This window comes from Maridesulfovibrio frigidus DSM 17176 (genome assembly GCF_000711735.1).
Lineage (GTDB): Bacteria > Desulfobacterota > Desulfovibrionia > Desulfovibrionales > Desulfovibrionaceae > Maridesulfovibrio > Maridesulfovibrio frigidus.
In genome coordinates this window covers 36,569-62,633 of record NZ_JONL01000006.1, presented here as the reverse complement: position 1 = coordinate 62,633, position 26,065 = coordinate 36,569, and the positions used below count along the sequence as shown (strand labels likewise).

The 26,065-nt window shown below is 41.5% G+C and carries 26 protein-coding genes; 12 read left to right on the top strand and 14 right to left on the bottom strand.

Going from position 1 to position 26,065, the window contains the following annotated elements:
* The first annotated feature begins 54 nt into the window (after positions 1–54).
* From BR06_RS0112355 to BR06_RS0112340, 4 genes are all read left to right on the top strand, one after another.
* Complete coding sequence (locus tag BR06_RS0112355; protein WP_031483501.1) at positions 55–837, top strand: amino acid ABC transporter permease; 783 nt, start codon at positions 55–57, stop codon at positions 835–837.
* Positions 827–1,564: an amino acid ABC transporter ATP-binding protein gene (locus BR06_RS0112350; RefSeq protein WP_031483499.1), complete on the top strand. Its 738-nt coding sequence runs from the start codon at positions 827–829 to the stop codon at positions 1,562–1,564. The genes BR06_RS0112355 and BR06_RS0112350 overlap by 11 nt, the downstream gene beginning before the upstream one ends.
* Positions 1,565–1,722: 158 nt before the next feature.
* Positions 1,723–3,681 (top strand): hybrid sensor histidine kinase/response regulator, encoded by a 1,959-nt coding sequence (locus tag BR06_RS0112345; RefSeq protein ID WP_031483497.1) that lies wholly within the window; start codon positions 1,723–1,725, stop codon positions 3,679–3,681.
* Positions 3,682–3,760: 79 nt separating this feature from the next.
* The gene (locus BR06_RS0112340; protein ID WP_031483495.1) at positions 3,761–4,855 is read left to right on the top strand and encodes an AI-2E family transporter; all 1,095 of its coding nucleotides are present in this window, start codon (positions 3,761–3,763) and stop codon (positions 4,853–4,855) included.
* A 43-nt stretch (positions 4,856–4,898) separates the two neighbouring features.
* Here the strand turns inward: BR06_RS0112340 and BR06_RS0112335 are convergent, their stop codons facing one another.
* Complete coding sequence (locus BR06_RS0112335) at positions 4,899–6,539, bottom strand: bifunctional metallophosphatase/5'-nucleotidase (RefSeq protein ID WP_031483493.1); 1,641 nt, start codon at positions 6,537–6,539, stop codon at positions 4,899–4,901.
* 147 nt (positions 6,540–6,686) lie between these two features.
* On the opposite strand from BR06_RS0112335, the gene mltA reads away from it, so the two are divergent.
* Both mltA and BR06_RS0112325 read left to right on the top strand, forming a co-directional pair.
* Positions 6,687–7,940: a murein transglycosylase A gene (mltA, locus tag BR06_RS0112330; protein ID WP_031483491.1), complete on the top strand. Its 1,254-nt coding sequence runs from the start codon at positions 6,687–6,689 to the stop codon at positions 7,938–7,940.
* Between the two features lie 9 nt (positions 7,941–7,949).
* Entirely contained in the window at positions 7,950–8,681 is a 732-nt protein-coding gene (locus tag BR06_RS0112325) for an MBL fold metallo-hydrolase (RefSeq protein ID WP_031483488.1), read from the top strand.
* A 54-nt stretch (positions 8,682–8,735) separates the two neighbouring features.
* Here the strand turns inward: BR06_RS0112325 and BR06_RS0112320 are convergent, their stop codons facing one another.
* Both BR06_RS0112320 and BR06_RS0112315 read right to left on the bottom strand, forming a co-directional pair.
* Positions 8,736–8,948, bottom strand: coding sequence for an FmdB family zinc ribbon protein (locus BR06_RS0112320; protein WP_031483486.1), 213 nt, complete (start codon positions 8,946–8,948; stop codon positions 8,736–8,738).
* Positions 8,949–9,050: 102 nt separating this feature from the next.
* On the bottom strand, positions 9,051–10,049 hold the full coding sequence (locus BR06_RS0112315; RefSeq protein WP_031483484.1) for a hypothetical protein: 999 nt from the start codon (positions 10,047–10,049) through the stop codon (positions 9,051–9,053).
* Positions 10,050–10,406: 357 nt separating this feature from the next.
* Between BR06_RS0112315 and BR06_RS0112310 the strand changes: the two genes are divergently transcribed.
* On the top strand, positions 10,407–10,862 hold the full coding sequence (locus BR06_RS0112310) for a hypothetical protein (protein ID WP_031483482.1): 456 nt from the start codon (positions 10,407–10,409) through the stop codon (positions 10,860–10,862).
* Between the two features lie 407 nt (positions 10,863–11,269).
* On the opposite strand, the gene BR06_RS0112305 is transcribed toward BR06_RS0112310, so the two are convergent.
* From BR06_RS0112305 to BR06_RS0112275, 7 genes are read right to left on the bottom strand one after another with little or no spacing between them, the layout of a single operon-like run.
* On the bottom strand, positions 11,270–13,378 hold the full coding sequence (locus tag BR06_RS0112305; RefSeq protein ID WP_031483479.1) for an FAD-dependent oxidoreductase: 2,109 nt from the start codon (positions 13,376–13,378) through the stop codon (positions 11,270–11,272).
* Between the two features lie 28 nt (positions 13,379–13,406).
* Positions 13,407–13,982 (bottom strand): electron transport complex protein RnfA, encoded by a 576-nt coding sequence (locus tag BR06_RS0112300; protein ID WP_031483477.1) that lies wholly within the window; start codon positions 13,980–13,982, stop codon positions 13,407–13,409.
* A 13-nt stretch (positions 13,983–13,995) separates the two neighbouring features.
* Positions 13,996–14,661 (bottom strand): electron transport complex subunit RsxE, encoded by a 666-nt coding sequence (gene rsxE, locus BR06_RS0112295; RefSeq protein WP_031483476.1) that lies wholly within the window; start codon positions 14,659–14,661, stop codon positions 13,996–13,998.
* Positions 14,662–14,663: 2 nt separating this feature from the next.
* Positions 14,664–15,251: an RnfABCDGE type electron transport complex subunit G gene (gene rnfG / locus BR06_RS0112290; RefSeq protein WP_031483474.1), complete on the bottom strand. Its 588-nt coding sequence runs from the start codon at positions 15,249–15,251 to the stop codon at positions 14,664–14,666.
* A 3-nt stretch (positions 15,252–15,254) separates the two neighbouring features.
* Positions 15,255–16,229 (bottom strand): RnfABCDGE type electron transport complex subunit D, encoded by a 975-nt coding sequence (locus tag BR06_RS0112285; RefSeq protein ID WP_031483473.1) that lies wholly within the window; start codon positions 16,227–16,229, stop codon positions 15,255–15,257.
* Positions 16,230–16,231: 2 nt separating this feature from the next.
* A complete protein-coding gene (locus BR06_RS0112280; RefSeq protein ID WP_031483471.1) occupies positions 16,232–17,386 on the bottom strand; it encodes a 4Fe-4S dicluster domain-containing protein in 1,155 nt (384 codons plus the stop codon).
* A gap of 16 nt (positions 17,387–17,402) precedes the next feature.
* Positions 17,403–18,149, bottom strand: coding sequence for a cytochrome c3 family protein (locus BR06_RS0112275; protein ID WP_031483469.1), 747 nt, complete (start codon positions 18,147–18,149; stop codon positions 17,403–17,405).
* A gap of 266 nt (positions 18,150–18,415) precedes the next feature.
* Between BR06_RS0112275 and BR06_RS0112270 the strand changes: the two genes are divergently transcribed.
* Entirely contained in the window at positions 18,416–19,093 is a 678-nt protein-coding gene (locus tag BR06_RS0112270; RefSeq protein WP_031483467.1) for an HAD family acid phosphatase, read from the top strand.
* A 174-nt stretch (positions 19,094–19,267) separates the two neighbouring features.
* Here the strand turns inward: BR06_RS0112270 and BR06_RS0112265 are convergent, their stop codons facing one another.
* The 3 genes from BR06_RS0112265 to BR06_RS0112255 all read right to left on the bottom strand — a co-directional run bounded on the left by BR06_RS0112265 (position 19,268) and on the right by BR06_RS0112255 (position 21,390).
* Positions 19,268–20,179, bottom strand: a complete 912-nt coding sequence (locus BR06_RS0112265) for an NAD(P)/FAD-dependent oxidoreductase (protein ID WP_031483464.1) — start codon at positions 20,177–20,179, stop codon at positions 19,268–19,270.
* Between the two features lie 114 nt (positions 20,180–20,293).
* Positions 20,294–21,055, bottom strand: a complete 762-nt coding sequence (locus BR06_RS0112260; protein WP_031483462.1) for an HD domain-containing protein — start codon at positions 21,053–21,055, stop codon at positions 20,294–20,296.
* A gap of 8 nt (positions 21,056–21,063) precedes the next feature.
* The gene (locus tag BR06_RS0112255; protein ID WP_031483460.1) at positions 21,064–21,390 is read right to left on the bottom strand and encodes a hypothetical protein; all 327 of its coding nucleotides are present in this window, start codon (positions 21,388–21,390) and stop codon (positions 21,064–21,066) included.
* A gap of 167 nt (positions 21,391–21,557) precedes the next feature.
* On the opposite strand from BR06_RS0112255, the gene BR06_RS0112250 reads away from it, so the two are divergent.
* From BR06_RS0112250 to BR06_RS0112240, 3 genes are all read left to right on the top strand, one after another.
* Entirely contained in the window at positions 21,558–21,953 is a 396-nt protein-coding gene (locus BR06_RS0112250; protein WP_031483458.1) for a response regulator, read from the top strand.
* Positions 21,954–22,066: 113 nt separating this feature from the next.
* Complete coding sequence (locus BR06_RS0112245; protein WP_031483456.1) at positions 22,067–23,014, top strand: Tim44 domain-containing protein; 948 nt, start codon at positions 22,067–22,069, stop codon at positions 23,012–23,014.
* A 179-nt stretch (positions 23,015–23,193) separates the two neighbouring features.
* A complete protein-coding gene (locus BR06_RS0112240) occupies positions 23,194–23,502 on the top strand; it encodes an Hpt domain-containing protein (RefSeq protein ID WP_031483454.1) in 309 nt (102 codons plus the stop codon).
* 7 nt (positions 23,503–23,509) lie between these two features.
* On the opposite strand, the gene BR06_RS0112235 is transcribed toward BR06_RS0112240, so the two are convergent.
* Positions 23,510–24,655 (bottom strand): HD-GYP domain-containing protein, encoded by a 1,146-nt coding sequence (locus tag BR06_RS0112235; RefSeq protein ID WP_031483451.1) that lies wholly within the window; start codon positions 24,653–24,655, stop codon positions 23,510–23,512.
* 436 nt (positions 24,656–25,091) lie between these two features.
* On the opposite strand from BR06_RS0112235, the gene BR06_RS0112230 reads away from it, so the two are divergent.
* Positions 25,092–26,033 (top strand): MerR family transcriptional regulator, encoded by a 942-nt coding sequence (locus BR06_RS0112230; protein ID WP_031483450.1) that lies wholly within the window; start codon positions 25,092–25,094, stop codon positions 26,031–26,033.
* Positions 26,034–26,065: the final 32 nt, after the last annotated feature.

Sequence of the window (26,065 nt, the reverse complement as noted above, 5' to 3'; positions counted from 1 at the left end):
ATCGGCAGCACTTAAGCTGGTCCCAGCCTTTTATTTGTAGCCGGGTAAAAAAATATGACAGACAAACCAACTAAAATTGAAATTACAGATGGAGCCGGGATACCTGCAAAGAATGACGCAGGCCTGATAAGTGCTTGGTGGATTTCTTTTATAGGCGCAATTTCAATTATCACCTATCTTGTAGTAACAAAGCCGGATCCTTATAAAGATATATTGATGTTCGTTCCAGATGGCATTTTAGTGACTTTTCAGGTTACTATCTTTTCCATTATTGGCGCTTCAATCATCGGGCTGTTCACAGGTTTGGGTAGAATTTCTAAGAATAAAATTTTAAATCTGATTGCCTCTACTTATGTTGAGGTTGTGAGAGGTATTCCTCTCCTTGTTCAGCTTTTTTATATTTATTACGCCCTCGGTAGAGTTTTGCAGGTTCCAGATATGTTGTCCGCCATCATTGCGATGAGTGTTTGTTATGGCGCATACATGGGAGAAGTTTTCCGGGCAGGCATCGATTCTATTGATAGCGGACAGACTGAAGCTGCCAGATCTTTAGGATTTGATAAAAATCAGACAATGTTTTTCGTTGTTCTGCCTCAGGCTTGGAGAATGATTCTGCCACCTGTCGGCAACGAATTTATTGCTCTCTTAAAGGATTCCTCCCTTGTCTCAATCCTGGCTGTTGCAGATATTTTGAGGCGAGGCCGTGAGTTTGCTGCTGAAAGCTTTCAGTACTTTGAAACATATACCATGATTGCGCTCCTTTATCTTTTGATAACTTTGATTCTTTCAAAGGGTGTAAGTTACATGGAAGATAGGTTGAACCATTATGACCGTTAATTCCATCATCGAAATTAAAAATGTATATAAGTTCTTTGGTGATCTTGCTGCGCTTAGCGACGTTTCACTTGATATCAAGGCTGGCGAAAAGGTTGTAATTATCGGACCTTCCGGCTCTGGCAAAAGTACTCTTTTGCGCTCTATCAACAGACTTGAAGAGATCAGCAGGGGGTCCATTGTTGTTGATGGAGAAGACATTCACGACAAAAGCAACAATATCAATAAAATTCGTCAGGAACTGGGAATGGTTTTTCAGTCTTTTAATCTTTTTCCACATAAGACTGTTCTTGATAACCTGACAATGGCTCCAATTAAGCTTAAAGGGATTGAAAAAGAGGAAGCTAAGGCAATTGCAGTTGATTTGTTGAAGAAAGTTGGCATTAATGAGAAAGCCAATGTTTATCCTTCGAAGCTTTCTGGAGGTCAACAGCAGAGAGTTGCTATTGCCAGAGCTTTGGCTATGAATCCTAAAATTATGCTTTTTGATGAGCCTACTTCTGCTCTTGATCCCGAAATGATTGGGGAGGTTCTTGATGTTATGACGAAGCTTGCTGTTGAAGGGATGACCATGGTTGTGGTTACTCATGAGATGGGCTTTGCAAGAGAAGTTGCTGATAGGATTGTTTTTATGGACGAAGGGCGGATTATCGCATGTGAACCTCCTGAGACTTTCTTTACCTGCACTGAGCATCCTCGCCTAAAGCAGTTTTTAAGCCAAATATTATAATTTTTCAGATAATACATATAAATTGAGATAGATATTTTAAACCGATTCTGATAATTTTCAGAATCGGTTTTTTATTTATTATGGTTAAGTTTCGTATGGTTTGTGTTAAATTTCAATATTAGGTTTTATACTAGTTATATTTATGTGGGGTTTTGAAGATGTCCGGCACTAGAATTCTTGTTGTTGACGATGAGAAAATTGTTAACCTTGATGTTCAGGGAACTTTGAAAAGGCTTGGATACGGCGTTGTAGGAGATGCTGTTTCCGGGCTTGAGGCTATAGCTAAAGCCGAGGAGCTTAAGCCTGATCTTGTATTAATGGATATCAAACTTCGCGGGGACATGGACGGAGTTGAAGCTGCAAATATAATTTTCAAAACTTATGACATCCCAATTATATTCTTAACTGCCTTTTCAGATGACAAAACTCTAAATCGTGCAAAACTTTCCAGTCCGTTCGGATATCTTTTAAAGCCTTTTGAAGAAAGAGACCTGCGTTCGGCAATTGAAATTGCAATTTATAAACATGGTATGGATCAAGAGTTTCGTCAGGCATTGCATGATGCTGAAATTGCAAATGAGGCAAAAAGCTCCTTTTTAGCAACAATAAGTCATGAGCTCAGAACCCCTATGAATGGTATCCTTGGGCTTAGTGAAATTTTGCTAAGTACTAATCTTGAGCCTGAACAGTATGAATATATTGACCTGATCAAAGGTTCAGCCACATCCTTACTACGTGTATTAAATGAACTTTTAGATTATTCAAAGATAGAAAGCCGCATTCTTGAGTTAAGGGAAGGTCGTTTCGGTGTAAGAAAAACGATGAAAAGTGTTTTTAAAACTCAAATGGGGCAGGCTGATAAAAGAGGTCTTACCGTTGAGTGTTTTATTCATCCAGATGTTCCTGCTGAGTTGCAGGGGGATTCCGGTCGGCTTATCCAGATTTTAAATAACTTGGTGAGTAATGCTATTAAATATACAGATAGCGGTGGCATCGCTGTCGAAGTAATGCCTGATTCTGTTGAAGCTGAACCATATCCTTCAGATGCTGTGCGATTACTATTTTCTGTGACCGATACCGGCGTTGGCATTGAGCCTGAACAGGCGGAGTGTATTTTTGACAGTTTCACCCAAATAGAAGACTATATGACCCGCAAACAAGGGGGAATCGGTCTCGGTTTGGCTATTTCATATAACTTGGTGAACATGCTTAAAGGTGTAATGTGGCTCGAAACGGTTCCTAAGTTAGGCAGCAACTTTCTTTTCACCGCAGTGTTTAAAATACCAGGAAACATAGAGCAATCTGAACCTGATGACTCTGAAAAAAGCACACCTTTCACAGAGCCTAAAAGGGTCCTATTCGCTGACGATAATATAATTACCCGAAGAGTTGTCACATCTTTTCTTGAAAATGTTAACTGTGATTTAGAAGTTGTTGAAAACGGAAGCGAAGCTGTAGAAAGCTTAATGAAAAAGAAGTTTGATCTGGTAATTATGGATGTTCAAATGCCTGTGATGGATGGTCTTACCGCTACCAGATTGATTCGTTCAGGTAATCTTGAAAATGTAGATTCAAATATTCCGATCTTAGCTCTAACAGCCCATGCTATGAAAGGGGGTAAGGAAAGGTGCTTAAGTGCGGGGATGGATGGATACCTTTCGAAGCCAGTTCGATCTTCTAGTTTATTAAAATCTATAGCTGATATTTTCGATTCGAATGAGTCTGATTCCAGAGGGAGTGGTGCAGACTTTTTGGATGGTGAAGGTGCTGATTATTTGGATTTAAATGGGACAATTTCTCGTTTTGATGGAGATCATACTCTTGTTAGGGAGGTTTTTGGGCATTTCCTTAAACTGGTTCCTAAACAGATTGCCAGCATTGAAGCCTTTTTATCGCTCAGTGATATGGAAGGTATGGTGAAGGAAGTTTCTATCTTACGTGAAATGGCTCTTGATGTCGGAGCTCATAAGCTTTGCACTATTGCTAAAGAGGTAGAACAAAATGCTGATAATGACAGTATTGGATATTTTTCAGGAATGCTCTCTCGGATAAAGTGCGAAACCGATACAACTCTTGCAGTTATGGCTGATTATATTTTTAAATCTGCACTAGCCTAATTTCTCTTTCCCAAAAAGAATTTCATTTTAATTTTCCTAAATAATTAGCATTCTTAATTGTTGGGATAAGGATTACCGTATGCTTTCTTATGATAAAGAAGAGCCAAAATCTCCAATAATTTATACGTTGTTTTTGCTATTTCTCTTAGTTGCTGCCATTGCTCTAGGTTACTCTGTTGCAAAGCCTTTTTTTAATACAATCATTATTTCCATTACCCTGTCGGGGCTTTTCTATCCATTAAGTCAGCGTATTTGCGTGAAGCTTGGCGGGCGGGCTTCACTATCAGCCTTTTTGACTGTTTGTATTATTGTTTTTGCGATCGTTATCCCAGCATTGATTTTTTTCTTAGGCTTAATCGGGCAGGGAGTTGATTCTGTTTCCGCAATAAATGAGTGGCTTAGACATACTGATATGTCCAAACTGGTGCATACAGATAAATTTGATGCCTATTTTAAGTGGGTCGAATTGAAATTTCCATTCCTTGAAATGGATTCAAAGGATATTCAGTATAAAGCCCTAGAATATTCTAAGACTTTCGGTCAATCAATGTTTACTTCCGGCACTTGGCTGGCTGGAAATATGGCCGGACTTATTGCTCAGTTTTTTATTATGATTTTTTTAGTGTTCTCATTCTTAAAAGATGGGATTCGCTTTCTCGAAAGACTAAAATATCTTTCTCCACTTAGAGCGGAGCAGGAAGACTTTATTTTTACAAGTCTTCGTAAGGTCTCTAAGTCGGTCCTGCTGGGAAGTTTGTGTATTGCCCTGCTTCAAGGGGTGGTGGGCGGAATAGGGCTCGCCATAGCGGGTATTCCGGCCCTTTTTTGGGGGACAATGATGGGCTTTACTTCTCTCATCCCCGTTCTCGGGACGGGATTGATCTGGGTCCCGGCTCTTGGGTACCTTCTCATCATCGGTGAAGTGAATATGGCTATTTTTCTAGGTCTTTGGTGTGGGATACTCGTGACTGGTATTGATACCATTCTTAGGCCGATAATAGTGCGAGAGGCTTCGCGCGTATCTACTATTTATGTTTTTCTAGCTATTCTTGGCGGGATTAATACTTTTGGCGCACTTGGAATTTTGTATGGACCGCTGATTCTCACTTTCTTAATGGTCATGCTGGATCTTTACGGTCTCGAATTTCAAGACGTTCTAAAGCACAAAGGATAAACTTTATTCTCGTGAACCACGCCACAACGATTCTGTGCTCAGGCTAATCATTTTTTACTTTAAAAAAGGGTTTTCCATCTGTTCCAAATGTTGTTGTGGTGTTTTCAATTTTAAGCTCTTTCATTTTTAAGATACCGGATTTGATTACTTCTGATATTTTTATAAATGTTTCCACTTTCTTAGCATCATATTTAAGAGCTAAGTATCCATCTCCGCCTCCTGCAAGAAAGGAGTTGGTAGTGATTGAATACATTTTGTCGGCTTCGATCGGGATATACTTGCCGGATTTGTTCATCACTTTAATTTTGGACACTCTTGAGCCTGGAGTTTTTATACCAATTGGTTTTCCAAGCGGACTCATTTCAAGCTCTTGAGGAGTCTCATCAAGAGCAAGGGTAAACTTCAGTCCAGATATGTGCAGGAATCTACCGGACGCTTTCGGCAGCTTGCTAACAGAGTGTTCAAGGGTCTCTTTTAGGTCTTTCCCCGAAGCTTTGATAATAGTGATGGTGTTTCCGAATGGGAACATTATATCAATGTCCCTCGCATGTATCGGGCCGGAAGGAATTATTTTGTCTCCCCTTATTCCACCACTATTTTGAAAAGCTAGATCTGTTTTAAATTTGGTCCGCATTATGCTGCTGATTAGTCTTCCAATGGGAGCTTCTTGAGTTCTTATTATTTTTACTTCTGTATTTAGAGGCATTGGTGAAATTGTCAGTTTCACTGTTTGGGGAAGATCTTTTATTTTACTCTGAATAAAGTCATAGGTTTTCTTTGAAGGAACAATTGAGTTGGCAACAGGTGTGATAGACCAATCGTGTTGCTTAATCTTGTCTCCTTCTATTTGAAGCTTGAGAACTCCTACGAATCGTCCTCTTGTTCCGCATTGGACCATAATGCCTGGAGTAGGGGCTTTGCGGTTGATTATTTCCTGACCAGGCAAGATGTCTTTATGAGTTTGTCCGCCGCAAATAATATCAATTTCAGGTACATTTTCTAAGATTTTTTTCTGATCTTCAATGGTCAAATGACTGAGCATAACAATGATGTTGGCTTTGTCTTCATTCTTTAATTTCAGCGCAGTTTCACGTGCAATTTTGATCAAGTCCGCATTTACAGAAATAGATGTACCGGGATTTGAAATTAATTTCAGTTCCGGCAACACAAGTCCCATGATGCCAACCTTTATGAAGTTTCTTTCAATAATTGTGTATGGAGTAATGTATTTGCGCAAACGGCTGTTTGGCATGATTTCGAGGTTACTTACTACAGTGGGGAAATTTTTGTTAGCGAGGGATTTAGCTAAGAAATTAGCGCCTCGGTCAAATTCATGATTGCCAAGGGTTGAAGCATCAAAACCCATCATGTCCATTGCTCGGAAAATTGTTTTTCCCTGATCTATTTGTATGGACTCTCCCATTAGGTCATCTCCAGTTGCAACCGTGATGGTTGAGTCTGGAAATTTTGCTCGATAAGATTCGAAAACTGTTTGAATTCTTGCAAATCCTCCGAAAGTCCGTAGCATGTCCCCATTGTCTGGAGCATCTTTTTCTGTCGCTGGAGTAAGCTGGCCGTTAAGGCCTGAAGTGGTCAGAAAAACAAGGTCCCATTTAGAGGCATTGCAAGGTGTAGATAGAAGTAAAATTGCAATTAGTGACATAAGAGTCATGAACGGACGCATGTATTATCCTTTTGGCTTTCTATGTGTAGTAAGATCGTGAATAGTAATAAGTTTGAATTAACTTTTTGTATATATTTATATTTATTATAGATGAGTTCAGGAATAATTTCCACTTTTCTTTTATGTAATATAGGTCAGGAGTCGTAAATGGTGGTGTTTTTGCGGAGTATCAAAGCTTGTCTCGTTTGTTCTTTTTTGATCGTAATTTTTTTGTTTGCCGGTTGTGCTAGCATAAAAGTGAAAGAGACTAAGCCCGTCGTCGTTAAGGGGTTTAATGAGCTAAAAAAATCTCAGGTAAGTTCTCTCATAAGCAAGGTTTCAACTCAGGACAATGGCGACATGTCTTGGGAAAGTATGCGAGAAGGTATTAATAATAATATTAAGTATTTGTCTCGTAAACCCGCTGACGGGATTGCAGCTAAATATGGAAATATGGAAATCACGTGGGAAATGCTGCTCCGCACGAATAATGATTTGCTTGAAATTTTACCTGAGCTTGATGAATCCCCTGAACTTTTGGAAGAGAAATTTGCGTGGTATGCTCTTTCTCCGCGAACTCTTTTAACTGGTTACTATGAGCCTCATTTAGAGGCGTCACTCACTCCTGATCCTGCTTATCCATATCCTTTATACAGTGTGCCGGAAGATCTTAAAATTATTGACCTTGGCGATTTTCATTACAGATGGAAAGGGCAGCAGTTAATTTACAGAATGGATGAGGATGGAGCTGTTCCGTACTATGATCGCAAGGCTATTGATTTTGAAGGTGCTTTGGAGAACAAAGGGCTGGAAGTCGCATGGGTGCGGGATCTCGTCGATGTTTTTATATTGCAAATTCAAGGTTCAGGGCGCCTTATTCTGCCGGATGGAAGTGTTAAACATATTCTTTACGCAGGTAAAAACGGCCTTAAATATGTAACACTTGGAAAGGTGCTTATAAATAGAGGGCTGATGTCTAAAGAGGGCATGAGCATGCAGGGTATCAGAGCTTTTTTAAAGAGCAATCCTGACCTTGTGGAAGAGTTACTTATCACTAATCCTAGCTATGTTTTTTTCAGAGTTGATGACGTTGGCCCTTTTGGTTCAATGAATGCTCCGCTTACTCCTATGTCTAGCGTTGCTGTTGATAGTCGCGTTCTACCTCTTGGGTCTTTGGCTGTGCTTACAACTAAACTTCCTGTGCAGGACGACAATAATAAAAAGCCTTTTGTGAAGATGGTTATGGCGCAGGATAGAGGCGGTGCCATTAAAGGAACTCGTGTGGATCTTTTCTGTGGTTCCGGTCCTGAGGCTGAATTTCTAGCGGGACATTTGAAATCGTGGTCTCATATTTATCTCCCGATTAGTCGTGATTATCTCGAGCAGAAAAAGACATTGGAACTTGAGAAAAGCGGCAAGTAATGAATTGTTATGAATATTACGGTTACTCATATTTTTCATAATTGCTTTGTTCTTGATGTGGGTAGTATTAGTTTGGTTTTTGATATTCCTGCAAAAAGGTTCCGCGTGCGGAGAGTCTTAGCCGCATTGGAAAACGCCGTTTACGGTAGGGATGTAGTAGCTTTTTTTTCACATAGCCATCTTGATCATTTTGCGCCGGATTACTTAGATGTTTGCTCAGGAGCTAAGTCTGTAAAGGCTGTGATTTCTGATGATATTGAAGAGATGTATCCCGAAATGATATTTAAAGATGTCTTGATTGTTGAACCTGATCAAAATTATTTTTTTGAAAACTTAAAAATTGAAACTCTCATGTCTAATGATCTGGGAGTGGCGTTTTTGATTGAAACCGCTGAAGGTGTAAGAATTTATAACGGTGGGGATCTGGCATGTTGGGATTGGGATAGTTCAACTGAAGTTCAGCGCAGATGGACAAGACATTTCTTTGAAAAGACAGTCGATAAGGTCACCCATTTTAAGCCGCACATCGTTTTTTCTAATGTTGAGCGTAGGCTTTCCGGGTTGGCTGGTGCTCCCTTTTTGATAGAAAGGACTAAGCCTCAGTATTTTATACCAACGCATGCTCTCGGGCGTACGCAGTGGCTTGAAGGGATTCATGAAAGGGTGGGAATTGCTGCTGGTAAATGCTTTCAATATCGGCGTCCCGGAGATTTAGAACGTTTTGAGCTGACAGAAATTTAAAAGCCCTCTACTTAATTAAAAGTAGAGGGCTTTTTGCTTAATTGCACATTAAACTTATTTTTTTGATTGGCATTCATGGCAGGGGGATAATTTATAACCACCGTTGCCTTTAGGAATTCCGTTCGGTCTTACGTTACCCTTGGAAAGTAATTTTTCACATTCGTTTGTTCCGCATTCTGGGCAGTTAGTGATGGCTTCCTTGCCCGGCATGATTAAATCGTCAAATTCTTTTCCGCACTTGTGGCATTTAAATTCGAAAATAGGCATCTGTGCTCCTGTCGTTCCTGAGAAGTTATTTATAGTGGAGAGGGACAGGGGTAAGAAAAATATGGTTGCTTATCAAGCAAAAAATTAATCAGGCTTAAAAAACTACACTTGAGTAGAGATTAATGATCCTCCGCCCTCATAGCCCATTTGCGAGAAAAAACCGCCCATTTGTGTATGTACCTGCTTAGCCTCTGTATCTTGCTGATCCTGAATTTGAGCCGCCTTACTAAGAAGTGTGTTTATATGCTGATTGCTTTCAGCCAGCAGTTCCTGTTCTTTTTCGGTTAACTCTCTTTCCTTAGATAGGTCAGTTAATTCGTTAAAACGGTTGTCGAACTCTTTATATAGGTTTTTTTCAGCAGTGCTAAGGCCGTGAGTTATAATATTTCCGGCAAGCTCTTCCATTTCAGAAATAATTTCATCAGCTTTAACTTTTTCTTCGTCAGTCAGTTCTTTTTTACTTGTACCCATGAGTTCGTCTAATTCTGATCTGAGTCCGTCTGCAATTGTCTGCTCTTCGCTGGATAGATTTTTAGGCCCCTCAATTCCGAAGAGTTCTTTAAGCTCAACCTGAATCGAAGATTCAACCTTTTTCTCTGCAACACTAAGAGTCTTTCCTTCGGGGTAATATAATTTTCGAAGCTCCCATTTTAAGCTTTCTGCTCTATTTAGGTCAGCGCCTTCAGGATCTTTTGTTGGTAGAATATTGTATAGCTCGTCCAGCTTGGTCTGGATTTCGTCAGCTTTTTCTTTTTCTTCGTCAGTCAGTTGCTTAGGCTCATCCGATAATCCATAAAGATCATCTAGTTCGTACTTAAGTTCCTGAAACTTTTTTTCCTCATCCTCACGCATAGAGCTGTCAGCTGTACCGTAAATATTATTAAGCTGTGAAAAATAGGAACCGACTTGCTGCTGCTCGTCTGATGTTAATCCAAAGCTTTGTGAAGCAAATTGCATCTGGAGCTGTCTACGTATTTGACTTTCTGTTAAGTCACTAGAAATATTTGTGTTTTCAGATTCAGAAGAGCTTTTGGACATACTAGTGAAATAGCTGCTGGCTGACCCGGCCCCGCTAATCGCAGAATTTGTAGAGGTTATCATTTAATGCTCCTGAAATTTTAATAGAGTAATATTTTCCATAGTTAATTATCTATAGTGGTTGAATGCAATTCACGGGCCAGTGGAATCAATAATATACAATAAGTTTACGAAGCGGCAGATATGAGAGTGTCGTGGTTACTTAGTGAACTTTAAGTGCATATGGTTCTAAAAAATATGCATAAAATCTTGTTTAAAGAGCCTCAAAGAGTTGCAGAAAGTAGTGATTTATGAGACTTAATTATTTGAATTTGAGGATGTGAGAATATTTTTTTAATTTAGATATTTTCTTGATTTGAAGTCATCCTTCAAGTATATTGTCTTTTCGATTTAAACATGATCATTCAGGAGGAAATAGAAATGAGCGCAGCAACTGAAAAAGTTCACCAGATGGAAGATTACCAGACTAAAGAAGAATCCACAGAACAGGAATTCGCAGCTGGCATCGGTGACACAGCTCAAAAAGACATGGGTAAAGTAGCAGTCATCATATCTTTTATGGCGATTGTACTTCTCGTAGTATTTTTCTACGGACTAAATCAGAACCTCAGCAGCTTGACCACTGAAGTAAAAGATCTTCAAAGCGTTCGCGGAGAGGTTGCAACTCTTAATACTCAGATGGCAACAGTCGACACTAGAATTGTTGAATTAGAAAAACTTCCTTTGAAGACAAGACATATTATTATGGACGGCATGATCGAAGAAATGACCCAGAAAGCTGGTTACATCAGTCAGCAGCTAACTCCTGAAGAGCAGGCTAAACTTGCTCAGGTTCAGGAATTGCTCAAAGACGTTCAGGGCGGCCTCCAGAAATAATAACTTTGAAATTTCAAAGTTTAGGCGCGAAGAGCATTTGCTCTTCGCGCCTTTTTTTGTGCTCTGTATGAGTTGAATGAATTAAAAGAAGTGTTTGGATGTTGGAAATTAAAGTGTAGAGAATCTCTACTTAGATAAATTAGATCTGTCATACAAACTAACAGCTAGCCACTGCCGGATAAGATTGGCACAATTATGAACAGAAAGGTTTCTATAGCAAGTAGATGTCTGTGTTGCGTTTCTGTTTATATTCTTGCCAGATCAAATATTACCAGCCTTTTAGAACCATAAATTTGAGTTTAGTAAGCTAATATCCTTTACGGGTATCTTTCCAAACCTTATTTATTTTTCTCGTACTTCTCGCATGGATATAGTTTGCACACAGTTATTTCAATACACTGCTGAAGCTATTCAACCTTTTCTCCAACTCGTTCGGTTTTTACATCTGCAAGTGGGATATCTCTATCATAGCAAATAAGGCCGCAGCGTAAGCAGCGTGCAGTTTCGATCTTAAGCTGTTCTTCGGATAAAGCTCCCTCGACTTCGCTGAACGTAGACGTTCTATGATCTCCTTCGCAAAGGTGAGGCATAGATGAGCGGTCTTTATTGATAACTCCGTCAACATCTTTAAACAGTGTGTACGGAATAAGCTGGCGAGCAATATTGTCCGCTACAGGTATTTCTCCCGTTGTTAGCAGGTGGTGGATTGAACGGGCTGCTCTTCGTCCTGCTCCCACAGCTGATATAACAAGATCAGGTCCACTAAAGAGATCGCCGCCTGTGAAGACGTTTTCAACTGCTGTCTGCAAGGTGTCAGGGTTAGCATTTACTGTTCTCCAGCGTGTGAAGTCTAGTGGGCACTGGTCTGAATCTTCTGAATAGAAACATGATAGTGACGGTTTTTGACCGATCGCGGCTATGATTGTGTCTGCTGAATATTGTACTTCAGAGCCTTCAATCGGGTTAGGCCTGCGGCGACCCGATTCATCTGGTTCGCCTAGTTTCATTTTTATACATTCAAGGTGAGTTGCGCACCCATTTTCATCGGCAATAACCTTGGTTGGAGCTGTGAGGAATATGAATTTAACACCCTCGTCTTCTGCTCCTTCAATTTCTTCTATATTCGCGGGCATTTCGTTGCGGGTTCTGCGGTAGACTATAGTTACATCACATCCTAAACGAATGCTCGTCCGAGCCGTGTCGATGGCGGTATTACCACCACCTACAACTAAAACTTTGGGACCTATTTCCGGAGCTTCGTTAAGTCCTACTCCCGTGAGTAATTCTGTTCCGCTAAGTACACCCACAGATTCTTCACCCTCAATTCTGAGTGTGCCGCTGGCCCATGCTCCAAGTCCTATGAAGAAAGCTTCAAAGCCTTCTTTCTCTAAACTCTCTGTGGTAAAGTCAACGCCGAAATTCTTTTCTGTGTGGACTTCAATTCCAAGATCAAGGATTCCCTGAATTTCCCATGCAAGGTCTTTCTTGGGAAGTCTGTATTCCGGTATGCCGTAACGAAGCTGACCGCCAAGCTCAGGCATAGATTCGAAAATTGTCGGGCTATGCCCAAGTCTGCGTAAAAAGAATGCACATGAAAGTCCTGCCGGTCCTCCGCCTATTACCGCTACTTTATGACCGGTCTCACGTGCGCAAGGTATTTCAAGGCGCAGATTGTTTTTTAGCTCCCAGTCGGCAACAAAACGCTTAATCATGTTTATAGCTACAGGTTCGTCTACATGCGCTCTGCGGCAGTCCGCCTCGCACGGGCGAGGGCATACACGCCCACACACAAGGAGCAGGGGATTGCGTTCGCGTAAGGTGTGAATGGCTCCTGCGTAGTCTCCTTTGCCAGCAAGCTCTATGTATTTAGGAATATTAATCTGTCCCGGGCACTTTTGCCGGCACGGGGCAAGGCAGTCGTTAACTTCTTCCTGATGCATAAGTCTTTCGGTCATTGAAATAATGGAGAGAACATTGCGGGGGCATGCATCCACGCATTTTTTACATGATCTGCAAGCAAGCGGATCTACCACAGGCAGGCCTTCCGGTCCCATGTGAATTGCGTCAAATGGACATACTGCTACGCATGTGCCAAGCCCGAGGCAACCTTCGGGACAGGTTTTACTACCTTTGTATAAAAGGGCCTGCGCGCGGCAATCTCCGGCCCCCTCGTATGTGAAAAGATCTTCGGCCCTTTCTCCGCCTGTGCAGTCCCTGAAAGCAAGGTCCGGCTCAGCTTCGAGAACCTCAAGTCCCATGACCGCGGCGACTGCTTTTGCTGTATCAAGACCGCCGATAACACATACGTTAGACCCGGATTTTCCTTCGACAACAGCATTAGCTGCGCCAGCGCAACCCGCATATCCGCAACCGCCGCAGTTTACACCGGGCAGTGCGTCTTCAAGTTGTGCTATTCTAGGATCTTCTTTCACATGTAGAACTTTTGAAGCCACAGCGAGAATTACCGCCGCTGTGAATCCCAGTCCGAAAAGAACAAGTATTGATGATGTAATCATTTAACTTTGCCTGTGTATTCTGTTGGCATTATATCATCCCTTTAAACGCAAAAAAGGCTAAGGACATAAGTCCTGCCATGATCAATGCGATGGGGGTTCCCTGCATGGCTTTGGGGACTCTCGAGACTTCAATCTTTTCTCTGATTGCAGATAGAACAATAAGAGCCATCATGAAGCCGAGTCCTGATGCGAACGAGAAGGCTACCGTTTTACCGAAAGTAAATTCTTCGCGCTGACAGATAATGGCAATACCCATAACTGCGCAGTTTGTGGTGATCAGTGGCAGAAATATACCTAGTGCTTTGTATAGCGGAGGCACTGCTTTTTTTAGAAACATTTCCACAAACTGAACGAGAGCGGCGATGACCAGAATGAATGTCAAAGTTTGCAGATATTGCAGCCCTAGAGGGTCCAGCAGATATTCTTGAACGGCCCATGTTATGGACGCTGCCATGGTCGCAACAAAAACAACCGCGCTACCCATGCCGACCGCTACGGAAATCTTTTTGGATGTACCGATGAAAGGGCAGTTACCTAAGTATTGAGCCAGAACAATGTTGTTTACAAAGATGGCTGATACGAAAAGTAGGAAAAAATCTTTCATAATCTATTCCTTCCTAATGACCGCAAAGGCCGCAGGTTTTGCAATCATGGGTTGGGTTATCGAGAACTGCCAGCCCTTTTTTACGTCTTTGTCTGTTGGTGAATGCGTTCATTCCAGCCAGAACTATTCCGAGGCATACAAATGCTCCCGGTGCTTCGATCATGAAGCTGAAAGGTTTGAACGATTCAGGCATTATCTGACTGCCGAAAAGCGTTCCGTATCCGAAAAGTTCACGCAGTCCACCTAGGAAAGTCAGCGACATGGTAAAACCAACGCCCATTCCGAATCCGTCTGCGGCTGAAAGGAGAACTGTGTTTTTGGATGCGAAAGCCTCTGCGCGCCCGAGAATAATACAGTTAACAACAATGAGCGGAACGAAAATACCCAGTTGTTGATAGAGTGGGTAAGCATAAGCCTGCATTAGCAGTTCAACAACCACTACGAGTGAAGCCGCAATAACAATGAAGCATGCGATACGAACTTTCGCAGGAATAATTTTTCTGACAGCGGAAACAAAAACATTTGAAAGAGTCAGAACAAAGATAACGGCCAGTCCCATTCCAAATCCGTTATCAGCCGTTTTGGTTACTGCCAGAACAGGGCAGAGGCCGAGTACGATTTTAAAAGGAGGCAGGTCAGTCCATAAACCTTTAGAAAATTCTTTCCATAATCTACTCATTATTAAGACCCCTTTGTCCATGCCGTGGCTAGCTGCGGTTTAATCAGCCCAAAAATATTTATAGCTTGCTTCACTGCTTCAACTGACGCTGTAGATGAAATGGTTGCTCCTGAAATTCCATCAATATCACCTCCCTTGGCTGAAAGTTCTACTTCAGCAGGGTGTCCATTGAATTGCTTGGTAAATCCTTGTTCTGCAACCCTTGCACCAATGCCGGGAGTTTCTTTCATAGTCGTAATGCCTATGCCGTTCAGGTTGATTCCATCGATATTGAACCCGACCATGACTCCTACATTTCCGCCATATCCTTTAGCGAAAGTTTCAAGAGCCACTCCGAAAAGCTTACCATCTTTCAGCGCGGGAAAAACAGTTACCTGTTGATCTGTTCCCGGTATGTCGAATTTCTTACGATCCTTAACTGGAGAATTGTCATATCCGACCAGCACATCATTGATTGCCGGGCCTTGAACATAGGTCAGCACCTGTTCTTCTATTTTATCGTTTGTCGCTTCTTTTAATGTGGCAAGTGTGAAACCGGACAAGCCACATATGAGTGAAAGAACTACGATCATTTTTATTATTTCGTTCATAAACTATCTCTGCAAGTGGACGTTAGTAATTCCGCCGAAAGGTTTCGGCCTGATCTTTTCAAAGAGTGGAGTCATTAAGTTTGCAAGAAGTATTGCGAATGGAACTCCATCTGGATACGCGCCGTAGACTCGGATAATTATAACTAAAATTCCGGCTGTGAATCCATATGCGATCATAGCTATATGGCCCACAGGAGAGGATGAACTGTCTGTTGCGAGGAAGAAAGCTCCGAACAAGGTGGACCCACATAAAATGTGATAAACTGGCAGTGCATAATCAACAGGCGACATTGTGTAAAATAATGCAGCAGCAACTGATATTCCGCCAACGAATGCTAGTGGAATGTCAATTCTAATGATTTTACGACTGATCAGGTATAGTCCTCCAAGAAGGATTGCGCCTGACTGGGCAGCACCGGATCCTCCTAGCTGGAATCCGAGGATAAGCGATTTCAATGAATATTCGTCTAAAGTTTCGGGGCCGAAATTCTGGAGCTGGCTTAGTGGGTAGGCGAGTTCTGATGTAAGCATGCTCATGTCAAAGTTCATAAGTTCAGGCCATGACACTTTACATATTGCCCAGCCTACAAGCGGTGCGCATAAAGGTTCACCGCCAAGACCTCCGAAAACCATTCTTCCTATTATAACAGAGAGCGAACTGCCAACTGCAACCATCCACCAAGGACTGCTTGGTGGCAGCAGGAATCCAAACATCAATCCACACAGTAGAGCCGTATAGTTGTCGGATTCAATTTTCCGTTTCATGAGTTTTAGGCATCCTGCTTCCGCAATTACAGCAACAACGCAAGACAGAGCTAGAACCCTGAGTGCTGGAATACCACTATGCCAAATGGCAAAGCCTGCTGCCGGCAACAAAGCCAGCAAAATTTGTAAGGAAGTTCCCTTTATGGTTCGACCGCAATGAATGTGCGGGCTGCTGGAAACTGTTAAAACTGGAGATCCGCTAATCGGTTTCATATCTACTTCCGAAGGTCTTCGAGTATCGGTTTATCTAAAAGCTCTTTCTTCGCCAATCTTATGTACTGTAGCAGCGGCCGTTGAGCTGTGCACCAGTATGCGCAAAGCCCGCATTCGAAACATGATGCAATGAAATAATTAAGCGTGTTCTCAAAAAGTCCAAATTCTGCGTGGCGCGAAATCATATTCGGCATGAGTCTGGCCGGACATTTCATTACGCATTCTCCGCAGCCTACGCAGGGTGAATCTTTTGCCACTGGATCGTCACCGCCATAGACGACAGTAACCGCTTGCGTGGATGCAGAAATCCCGTGGTTCAATGAGTAAACAGCACGGCCCGATAAAGGTCCGCCAAGTAAGACCCTGTCTCCATCAGATAAGCTGAATCCAGCTTTACGGGTTAATAGGCCTACGGTTGTTCCTACTGGAGTTTGGAACAGGGTTGAGCCTACTTTAACCATAATCTCGGTGACAGGTTGTTTGCTGTGAACTGTGCGCCCAATTCTGTACAGAGTGGCGGCATCAATCACACAAACATCCGGAGGCAGCTCTTTTCCTGTTACGGATTTGACAACCATCGGCGGCAGTCCCGCAGGATATACCGGATCAATCTCGTGACCTGTGCATCCGGGGAGAGTCCATGCCATGCCCCGAGGTACGGCAATGGCTGACGCTATCGGCGAAAGGGCTTTCTTTAAGTAGTCCAGTCCTTCGCTCATAACGTGATTGAATTCTTCAATCAGAAATCTGTGCCCATCAATTCCAAATTCTTTAGGAACCGCGTTGATGATTAAAGTGCAACCTTGTTTAAAACCGCGCACATCAATACCGGCATCCCGCAAGTCACTGAGCATTGAAACACTGTCTGAGCTATTAAATGGAAGTGGCTCAGCTAACCTGTCGCCTTCTTCTTCGATGAGAATGAAGTCATTCTTAAGATCAAGAACCTTGCCTGAAATGGAAGAATGTACACTTGGAAGTTTATTGCCAGGGTCAACGCATAATTGCTGACCTTTCGCAACGAGTTCTCCCTTTGATACAAGCGTTTTAAGGCCTGTTATCTCGAGAGATATGGTAAGAGCAGAACTGAGTTCCTGCTCTCTGATGCGCAGTACCGGTCCGCGCTCTGATGGAGTAAGTGAGAAAATAGGGTTCATAGTAACTGTATCCACCTTATCTTAAATGACATTTGTCACAGTCATTATCTTTGTACGGGCCGTTTTTAATCTCTTTATGACAATCCATACACATGGCATGGAATGCCTCCACACGATTCGGAATCAGATCTTTATCGGCATTTTGATGGCATTGACTACAAGGAGTGGGATCAACTTCAAATAGTTTCATGTCTTTTATTTTATGACATGAGTCACAACCTTTCAACCCGTCGTCGAACTGTTCTTCATGACAAGTCGCGCAGCGGTCATGCGCAGCATTTCGGATGCTTGGTATGTCCTTGGTGCCTGCACTGGTATGGCAATTGGTACAGTTTTGCGGCTCTTCTTCAATATCTGGGCCGTGGTGACATGTCTGACAATCTTCCTCAGCGTATTCTTCATGAGCTTCGTGGTCGAAGTTGAGTTCACCAAGTTCTGCATGGTGACAGGTCACGCAATATGTATTGTCTGGAAACGAATTAATATGATCGCGAGTAAATTCTTTGTCGAATTCTTTGGGGTGACAAGTTCCGCAGGGGAGAGGTTCTGATTCGTTGTCAGCCCGTTCGTGATGGCACTTGTCACAGGCTATTTCGTATTCTCTAAGGTGCTTGGTGTGTGCAAATATTACTTTACCACCGCTGTTTTTTAATAAAATTCGTACTGGAATTTTTTGCTTTTCAGGAGAAGTCATGTACCCGGAGACAGAGAGTCCAAGAAGTACAATGAGTAGAATGGAGATAGGTAAAAACTTTTTATGCACCGATTATCCCTCGTTTTGTAGAGAATTTTAATTATAAAATATATAGTGAAACCACATGCTTTTGTCTAGCTCAATCATTAGCATGTGCAAAAAGTATCACAGTTTAGTTTATTCAATGTTAAAATTTTGTTAATGGGCAATTTGGGTATAAAATAATATGTTTGTTCCAAGAGAAACTATTGTAGTTTGCAAGCTTCTTGTGATAATTACTGAACGTGATGGAGCAGGGGGATATCTTTTAGATTTTGTTATCAGGGGTAATCATATTGTTTGCACGCATTTTTATTATTTTACTTATTCTTAATGTTGCCGGTTGTGTTTCTACTACGGCTAAAAGATTGAAAGATACAGGACAGATGGTGTCTATTCCTGATGCGAGAACCCGTGTTCTGGAGTATCACGAAAGCGGTCAATATCTACTGGATGTTCAGGCTTCCGTGAAAGAAATTGCGGATGCTGTAGAAAAGGCTGTTGTCGGAGGTATGAAATATCCGGCAGTGGTGATGTCGGTGGAAGATGTTTTAGTCTCTACCTATAAAATACGCAAAAAACAGGGTTTTTCGGATAATGTAAGCGGGCGCAAAGAAGTGGATTCCAATGTTATTTTAGGAATTTTGCCTGTGTTACGGCCTACTTTGGAACTCTATGATTCGTTGCTGATGCACAATGTTCCAGTCTTTTTGATTTCTCACAGACCGGAAAATATGCGTGTTTCGATTTTGGAGAATCTTGCAGGGGTGGGGTATTCTGGGTGGTCAGGGCTTTATTTGCTGCCGCCTAAATATGAAAAGGATTCTAGCGGTTTTTACGAAGAAGTTTGCCGAGGCCTAAGTGGTACAGGCATTAACATCGTCGCGAGGGTTGGTGTTATACAGTCTGATACTGCTGGAGCAAAGGTGGGAACTGCTTTCTTATATCCCAACTACATTTATTCATCCCGTTAGGTCAGGATGTACTTGTTCTGCTGAGCTGATAAATGGTATTATGTAGTAATCTAGGTAGCTTGAACTAATATTGTCTGTAAGATTGCACTCTATATGGTAAAAAAAAGCCCGTTTCCAAAATGTCTGTATAGGCATTTTGAAAGCGGGCTTTAGTATAACCTTGTTCGCGTTGTGCTAAAGTTTTTTTGCAAACTTAGCGGCAGCAAGACCTGCTACACAGCCTTCTCCGACAGCCTTTGCCATCTGTAGTGGAGGCCCGCAGATATCGCCCGCTGCAAAAAGTCCAGGCACGTTGGTGCGCTGTTGTTTATCTGTTTCAATGAATTTCATTGATTCATCAAGTGTGATTCCTAGCTCTGCCGCAAGAGACATGACTCCCTTCGCTCCGAGTTCAATGAAGACACCTGTAACGCCAAGTGTGGTTCCATTATCGAGAACCAAACCGTCAACACCGGCATCGCCTGTGATTTCTTTAACTTCTACGCCTTCGTGAATTATGACACCCGAATCTTTGAGGCGCTGCATAAGTTCTGGCGCGAATGAGAATTCTTTTGCCACCAAATGAGTTTTGGATGCTAAGTGTGTCAGGTGAAGAGCACCGCCTGCTGCAGCACTTTCCCCGCCTACGACAACAACTTCTTCGCCTTTGAAGAAGTTTCCGTCGCACTCAACACAATAGCTGACCCCTTTTCCGAAAAGGGCTTTTTCGCCGGGAACGCCTAGTTTGTTGCGGGTCGTTCCTGTGCATATAATGACGGCTTTAGCCTTGAAGGTTTTTGTTTCGCTGTTCACAGTGAAACCGCTGCCATCAAGTGACATCAGGTCTGGCGGAACAATGCTTAGAACATCTTCATTAAAGAAGATCGCTCCAAAGCTTTCTGCTTGTTGCTGGCCTGTTTTTAAAATTTGTTCACCGGAAATTTCAAGAGTACAACAAAAGTTTTCGATATGTGCCCACCAGAGACTGCTTTTATCATTTTTACCTAGAACAAGAACTTTAAGTCCTTTTCTTGCTGCGTGAATAGCGGCTTGTAGGCCTCCGGGGCCAGCTCCTAGTATGATAATATCTTGATTAGCTTCGATCATGTTTCAGTGTCCATTGTATTAGTGGTTTACAGTATAATAAAATAATTCTAACCGATAAATAAGTACCAAATTTGAAAAAGCAAGAAACCAATAAGTCTTATAACAAATTTCTTATTATGAATTCAGATGGTTCATAATAGGATCGTACAAGCTAGCAACTCTCGGAATATCAGGTAGTTGAGAGAATATTTGCCTAACTACATTACGGTCGATCATTTGCTTTTTTGACCATTTATAGTTCAGGTCATACGCCCAACTCAAAATGAGCAGTCTAAAGTCGTTTATGCAGGTCATATCTGTGTAAATTGCTTGCTTGCCGGACTCTACAGAAGATAGCACCGAACCAGTAACTTCATCAGGTTTTTCTTCAAGACCCATTAAGGCAACTGAGCCAAGGTGTTTGCTATCACTCATATGCGCAAGCATAATACCCATGATATCAATTTTGTCCGAATCCCGGATTATTTGCGTTACGGTCCGCAATTGCTCTGGGATATGGGCAGGTATTGCCATGCGATTATGCAAGGCAATCGCACCGAGTATGATCCTAAGTTGTGATTTAGGCAAATCTCTAAGGAGCTTTCCGCGAATAATTTGTTTCACGCCCATTGTTGCATGGTTGCACGAGTCGCTATCTTTAAATGTTTTATATTTAAAATATTGTGGAAAGCGGCCTGTGTCGTGAAAAAGTGCGGCAATTTCAGCTGTTTGAGTTTGCTCTGGAGTGAGGTCTAAAGATTCACAGATACCTTGGCAATTTTCAAACACCCGCAATGAATGATCGTATTTCAGCTGATAGTCTGAATGTTCACGTTCATTTGCTACTTTTAAGTATGGTGAGCTGAAACTTTTGAATATCTCTTTAAACTTTATCATAAAAATTATTAGTGCAGAATTTTCTTTTTAGTGAACTTGTAATCAAGTTCAGAAATTTCTCCGGATTTTAAATTTTCTTCAAGTGTTTTAAGTTGTTGCGCACGCATTTCTTCGGCTTCTCGGTCCATTTCATGATCTCTGAAAATCCCTTTGGGACCAAACAGAACTCTCAAGAATACAATGATGAAGCCAAGAATTAATGCACAAAAAGCAATTTTTAAAAGTGAAGCGTTAAGATCGCCATAGCCAGGTCCGAAAGGCCAATGGTCCCAGTGAGGACCTGTTCCGAGCTGTGCATTTATGAAAAAAGGAATGGATAAAATCGTATCAATCATGTTATGTCCTAATTAAGTTTTGATGGATAACTACCTTTGATTTTGACTGACCGCAAGGTCATTAATGATAAGAAAAAAGATAACATTCATTATTTATGATTAACTGGTGATTTAGGATTGGATTGCTCTTTGAGTTGTCGAGAGTAGTATATTCCAAGGGGTGTTTTATGAAAATATTAGTTGTTGAAGATGAAGTCGCAAGCATGAAGTTTATTTCTCATTTAATGGTAAAATATGGAGAGTGTGACACAGCCTCAGATGGAATAGAGGCTGTCAGGATTTTTGAAGTGTCTCTTAGCAGTGGTCCTCCTTACGACCTGATTTGCATGGATATAATGATGCCGGAAATGGATGGACATGAAGCATTGCAAAAGATCCGCCAACTGGAAGAGCTCTATTCAATTCCCCCTAAAAGAGAAGTTAAGGTCATTATGACGACAGCTCTTGACGATCCTAAAAATGTTATGAATGCCCTTTTTAAGGGCGGTGCTGACGAATATCTGGTTAAGCCTATCACCTCTGCGAATGTTGAAGAGGCAATGAAAAAAGTAAAATTATTGTAGAAATAACCTTTCTAATTGAATCTTTTTACTAGACAGCCTTGAATTGGGTATTAATATTAAGTCTGCGGCCTTTGTCGCAGATTTTTTTTAATTTAAATACTATGAGGTATTAGATGAAACTACTAGGTTACGTGGCTCTTCCTCTGACAATGATTTGTTTGCTTGCTCTTATGGTTGGGGATGCAGACGCAAGAAGATTTGGTGGTGGTAGATCCTTTGGAAGTAAGTCATCTTTTTCAAAATCTTATAAGAAACCGACAACAACAGCTCCTACATCAACTAAAGCTGCTGGAGCAACAGGTGCAGCTGGAGCTCAAAGTGGACTTGCCCGTCCCGGTATGGGGCTTATGGGCGGACTTTTGGCCGGAACATTTCTTGGATCCATGCTTGGTGGCGGAGGAATGGGCGGCGGCGGCGGTGGTGGATTCTTAAATATAATAATTATTGGGGCATTGATTTACTTTGGTATCAAGTTTGTTCGACGTAGAGGCGGGTTAGGCGCTATCTTGGGTCAGCCCGGTGCTCAGCAAAATAAATCTGCTCCACGGCAAGGTAATCCTGTAGATATCAACAGTCGCAGAGAGCAGAATTCTAATAGTGCCTGGGACCATCTGTCGTCAAAGCCTAAAGAGTCTCCCATGTCTGCTCCCCAAGGGGCAGAGCAGGTCAGTCCTGAAATAGGCGTTCCTGCCGGCTTTGATTCTGAGGACTTTCTTGAAGGTGCTAAAGCAATATACACACGTCTTCAAAAGTCATGGGACGGGCGTGATTTGAGTGACATTGAGCAGTTTGCAACTGCTGGTGTTGTTGCAGAGATTAAACAGCAGCTTGCAGATGATCCGAGCCCTTCCAAGACAGATATAATGCTGATCAACGCAAGGCTTCTTGAAGTTAAGGAAGAGGGATCTCAAATTCTCGCTACAGTTTATTACGATGTGCTGCTTCGTGAAGATGCAAATGAATCACAGCCTTCTCAGATTCGTGAAGTTTGGAGCTTTGTTAAAGAAAATAATGAATCTGCAATGTGGAAACTTGATGGATTACAGCAGCTTGAAGATTAGAATTTAAGTCCTGAACGACTATTTACCCGGGGCATCATCTTTTAAAGGGTGGTGCCCCTTTTTTTTGACATAATTGAGTAAAAAAGTGCTACTTAGTCATTACAATAAGTAATGCTTAGTAGGCTAAGAATAGCCTGATTACATATTTAGATGTCAGTGTTTAAATAGCAGGAGGAATAATGATTAGAAAAAATACGGAGAATATAGATATTGATTTGAAGGAACTGATTCCGGGCTTTATTTCTAATACGGAGTTGGAAATAAAGGCACTTGAAGAGGCTGTTGTTAATAACGACATGATTACAGTTAATAGAATTGGCCACAATATTAAGGGCACTGCCTTAAACTATGGATTCGTGAGTTTGGCCGAAATAGGGAAAGGTTTGGAAAGGGCAAGTGATGTTAATGACGTAGAGAAGGTCGGGGCATTACTATCGTGGTTCAGGGAATATTTCCTGACACTGGAAATAATTTTCGAAGATGTCTAGTTAAAATCTACCAAAGGAATCTGCTCAGTTCCAGTTTGAAAGATTTTGGATGAATACATTCTTCAATCTCTAATGACTCGCCGCTGTTCTCTGAAGCTAGTTTTGCAAGATCGATATATTTAGGGTGTGTTGCTCTCAATCTGCTGTCAAATACGATTTTGATTTGTGGCAGAAGAGGGGCTTGCGGAGTGTTCTCCAAAACTATGCCGTAGCTTCCGTCAGATAGTTTTACAAAACATCCTACCGGATAAATCCCGACACACATAATAAAGCTCTCAATATAACGTGTGTGAAAGGTGGTTTTTTTCATTGAATACAGATGTTTAATTGCCATATTTGGCGTCATTGCTTCTCTGTAAGGACGGTCAGAAGTCATTGAGTCATACGAATCGCAAATTGAAATAATTCTCGCAAATTTATGAATTTTGCTGCCAGAGAGGCCTTCTGGGTATCCAGAGCTGTCGTCTCTCTCATGGTGCGAAAGGACTCCTTTAATTATATCTATAGAAATGCCCGGCTGATTGTTGAGGTACTTACAGGCAGCAACTGGATGATCTTTTACTGTTGAAAACTCTTGTTTTGTGAGTTTTCCTTTTTTTTTCAAGATAGAGTCTGGAATCCAAATTTCACCAATATTCATCAGCATTGCAGCAATAGAAAGCTGCGTGATTGATTCTCGTGGAAGGCCCATAAACCTACCGAGCATGGCACTCAATATTGCGGTGTTGAGGCTGTGCGAAAACAGATACTTGTCTGACTGGGCCAGCACAGTCAGGCTTGCAGCGGCACTGGGGTTTCTTTCAATGGAATCAATCAGTGGATCAATATTTTTTTCGTATTGCGCCACGTCAAGCGAGTCTCCTCTTTCAACGGTCTCAAATATCAACTTAATCATATTCAGAATGTTGGCGTATGTTTCGCGAGCGAAAAGAATTTCTTCAGAATAAGAGGTCTTTGGATGGATGTTTGCTGTGGTACTTTTAGATGAATCTATGAGGACTTCTTTAATGTCACAGCGTTGTAGTTTTAGAATCGTTTCTTTAGAAGAAATGCTGGTGTTGGCTATCTCTTCGGGTAAGGAGGGATTGCCGTTTGCTGAGCAAACCACGAACATTCCTTTCTGGATATCTTTTGTATATACTTTTTCTAGCATTATTAATCTTATCTATAGAAAAAAAGGTGGGGTGCAACACTTGCTTAGATTACATTTATTCAAGCAAATCATTACACTGCGAGTTGTGGATTAGGCAAGAAAAAAGTGCGTATTGCCACGCTACGCGGCGGTGGGGATAACTCCCCCTAATTACGCACTGATTTTTTTCAATGATGCGACTCGATTCGCAATGATTTGGTTTTGGCATCCTATTTTAGATTACCCTCCGTTAAGATTCATATCATCTCGTCTTACCTACTAATATAATAATCCTTGATACTTAATTGTCTATGGTTCTGGTTTTAATTTGTTTAAATAATCTATTGGTCATTGGTTGTTCAATTGTTTAAATAATTGATCAAAAGCTATTGACGTGCAGATATGACTGTTGTATATGTAGTTCATAATTTGAATAAACAACAATTGTGCAGGTGTTATGTCTAGTCAGTATTTAAGTCTTAGGGAGGTTGGTAGAAGGTTGGGGATACCACCTTCTACTGTCGTCTATTATAAAGACAAGTATTCCAAGTTTATACCCGCTTCAAATAAGGGTTCTCGCAGGCAGAGGTATTCTGTTGATGTATTAGAAATTTTTAGGAGGATACGTGAAATGTACGGAATGAATTGGTCAACTGAACAAATTGAAAATGAATTATCCCTTAAATTTAGTATGTTAGTAGATAGTATTAAAAATGAACAACAAGTGATCAATCAAGCTGGAGTTGAACCTAGTAGTGATATCCAGGCCGTTGTTCAGGGCCTTGCAAGTGTTATAGAAAAGGTTTCAGATCTCTTGTCTAATCAGGTTTTATTTCAGTCTGAGATTAGAGATTTGCGTGATGAAGTTTCAAGTCTCAGGAGTGAGAAGAGAAAGCTCGAAGCAAAGACGAATGAACATGTTCTCGATATGGCCATGGAGATTGGACAGTTGAAACGTGATAGGGTTGAGCTTTTTAGATTGCTCAGAAAAGGTGGAGGATTAAATGGTCCGGATGAGACTTCTTTTCCGACGTCTGAATACTTAGAACGGCCTTTGGTTATTCAGAACTCAGATGGGCATTATCTTGGAGTTGCTGGTAAAGGTCGTAAGCATTTTTCTTTGGAAGATTATGTAAAGTTACTTGAGAATAGTGTGAATTCACATCGAAGTGTTGATCTGAGGTGGGAAAAGAAAGAAAGTCAGTGGGTATTGGTTATTGAGGCAAGTGAAGAGGTTCTAGATGATAAAAAATCCATTGTTCTTGCCACAGAAGAGACTGTTACCCCAAACAACAATACTGTTGTTCGCATTGTCAGTATGGAAATTAATGAGAAGAATGTTCCCGAAGCTCTTTTGTTTAGTCTTTTCAAGCAGATTCGCGACAGTTTCCTTCGTTAAAAGGAGTTGTGAGTTTCTCTAGAAAAAGTCTT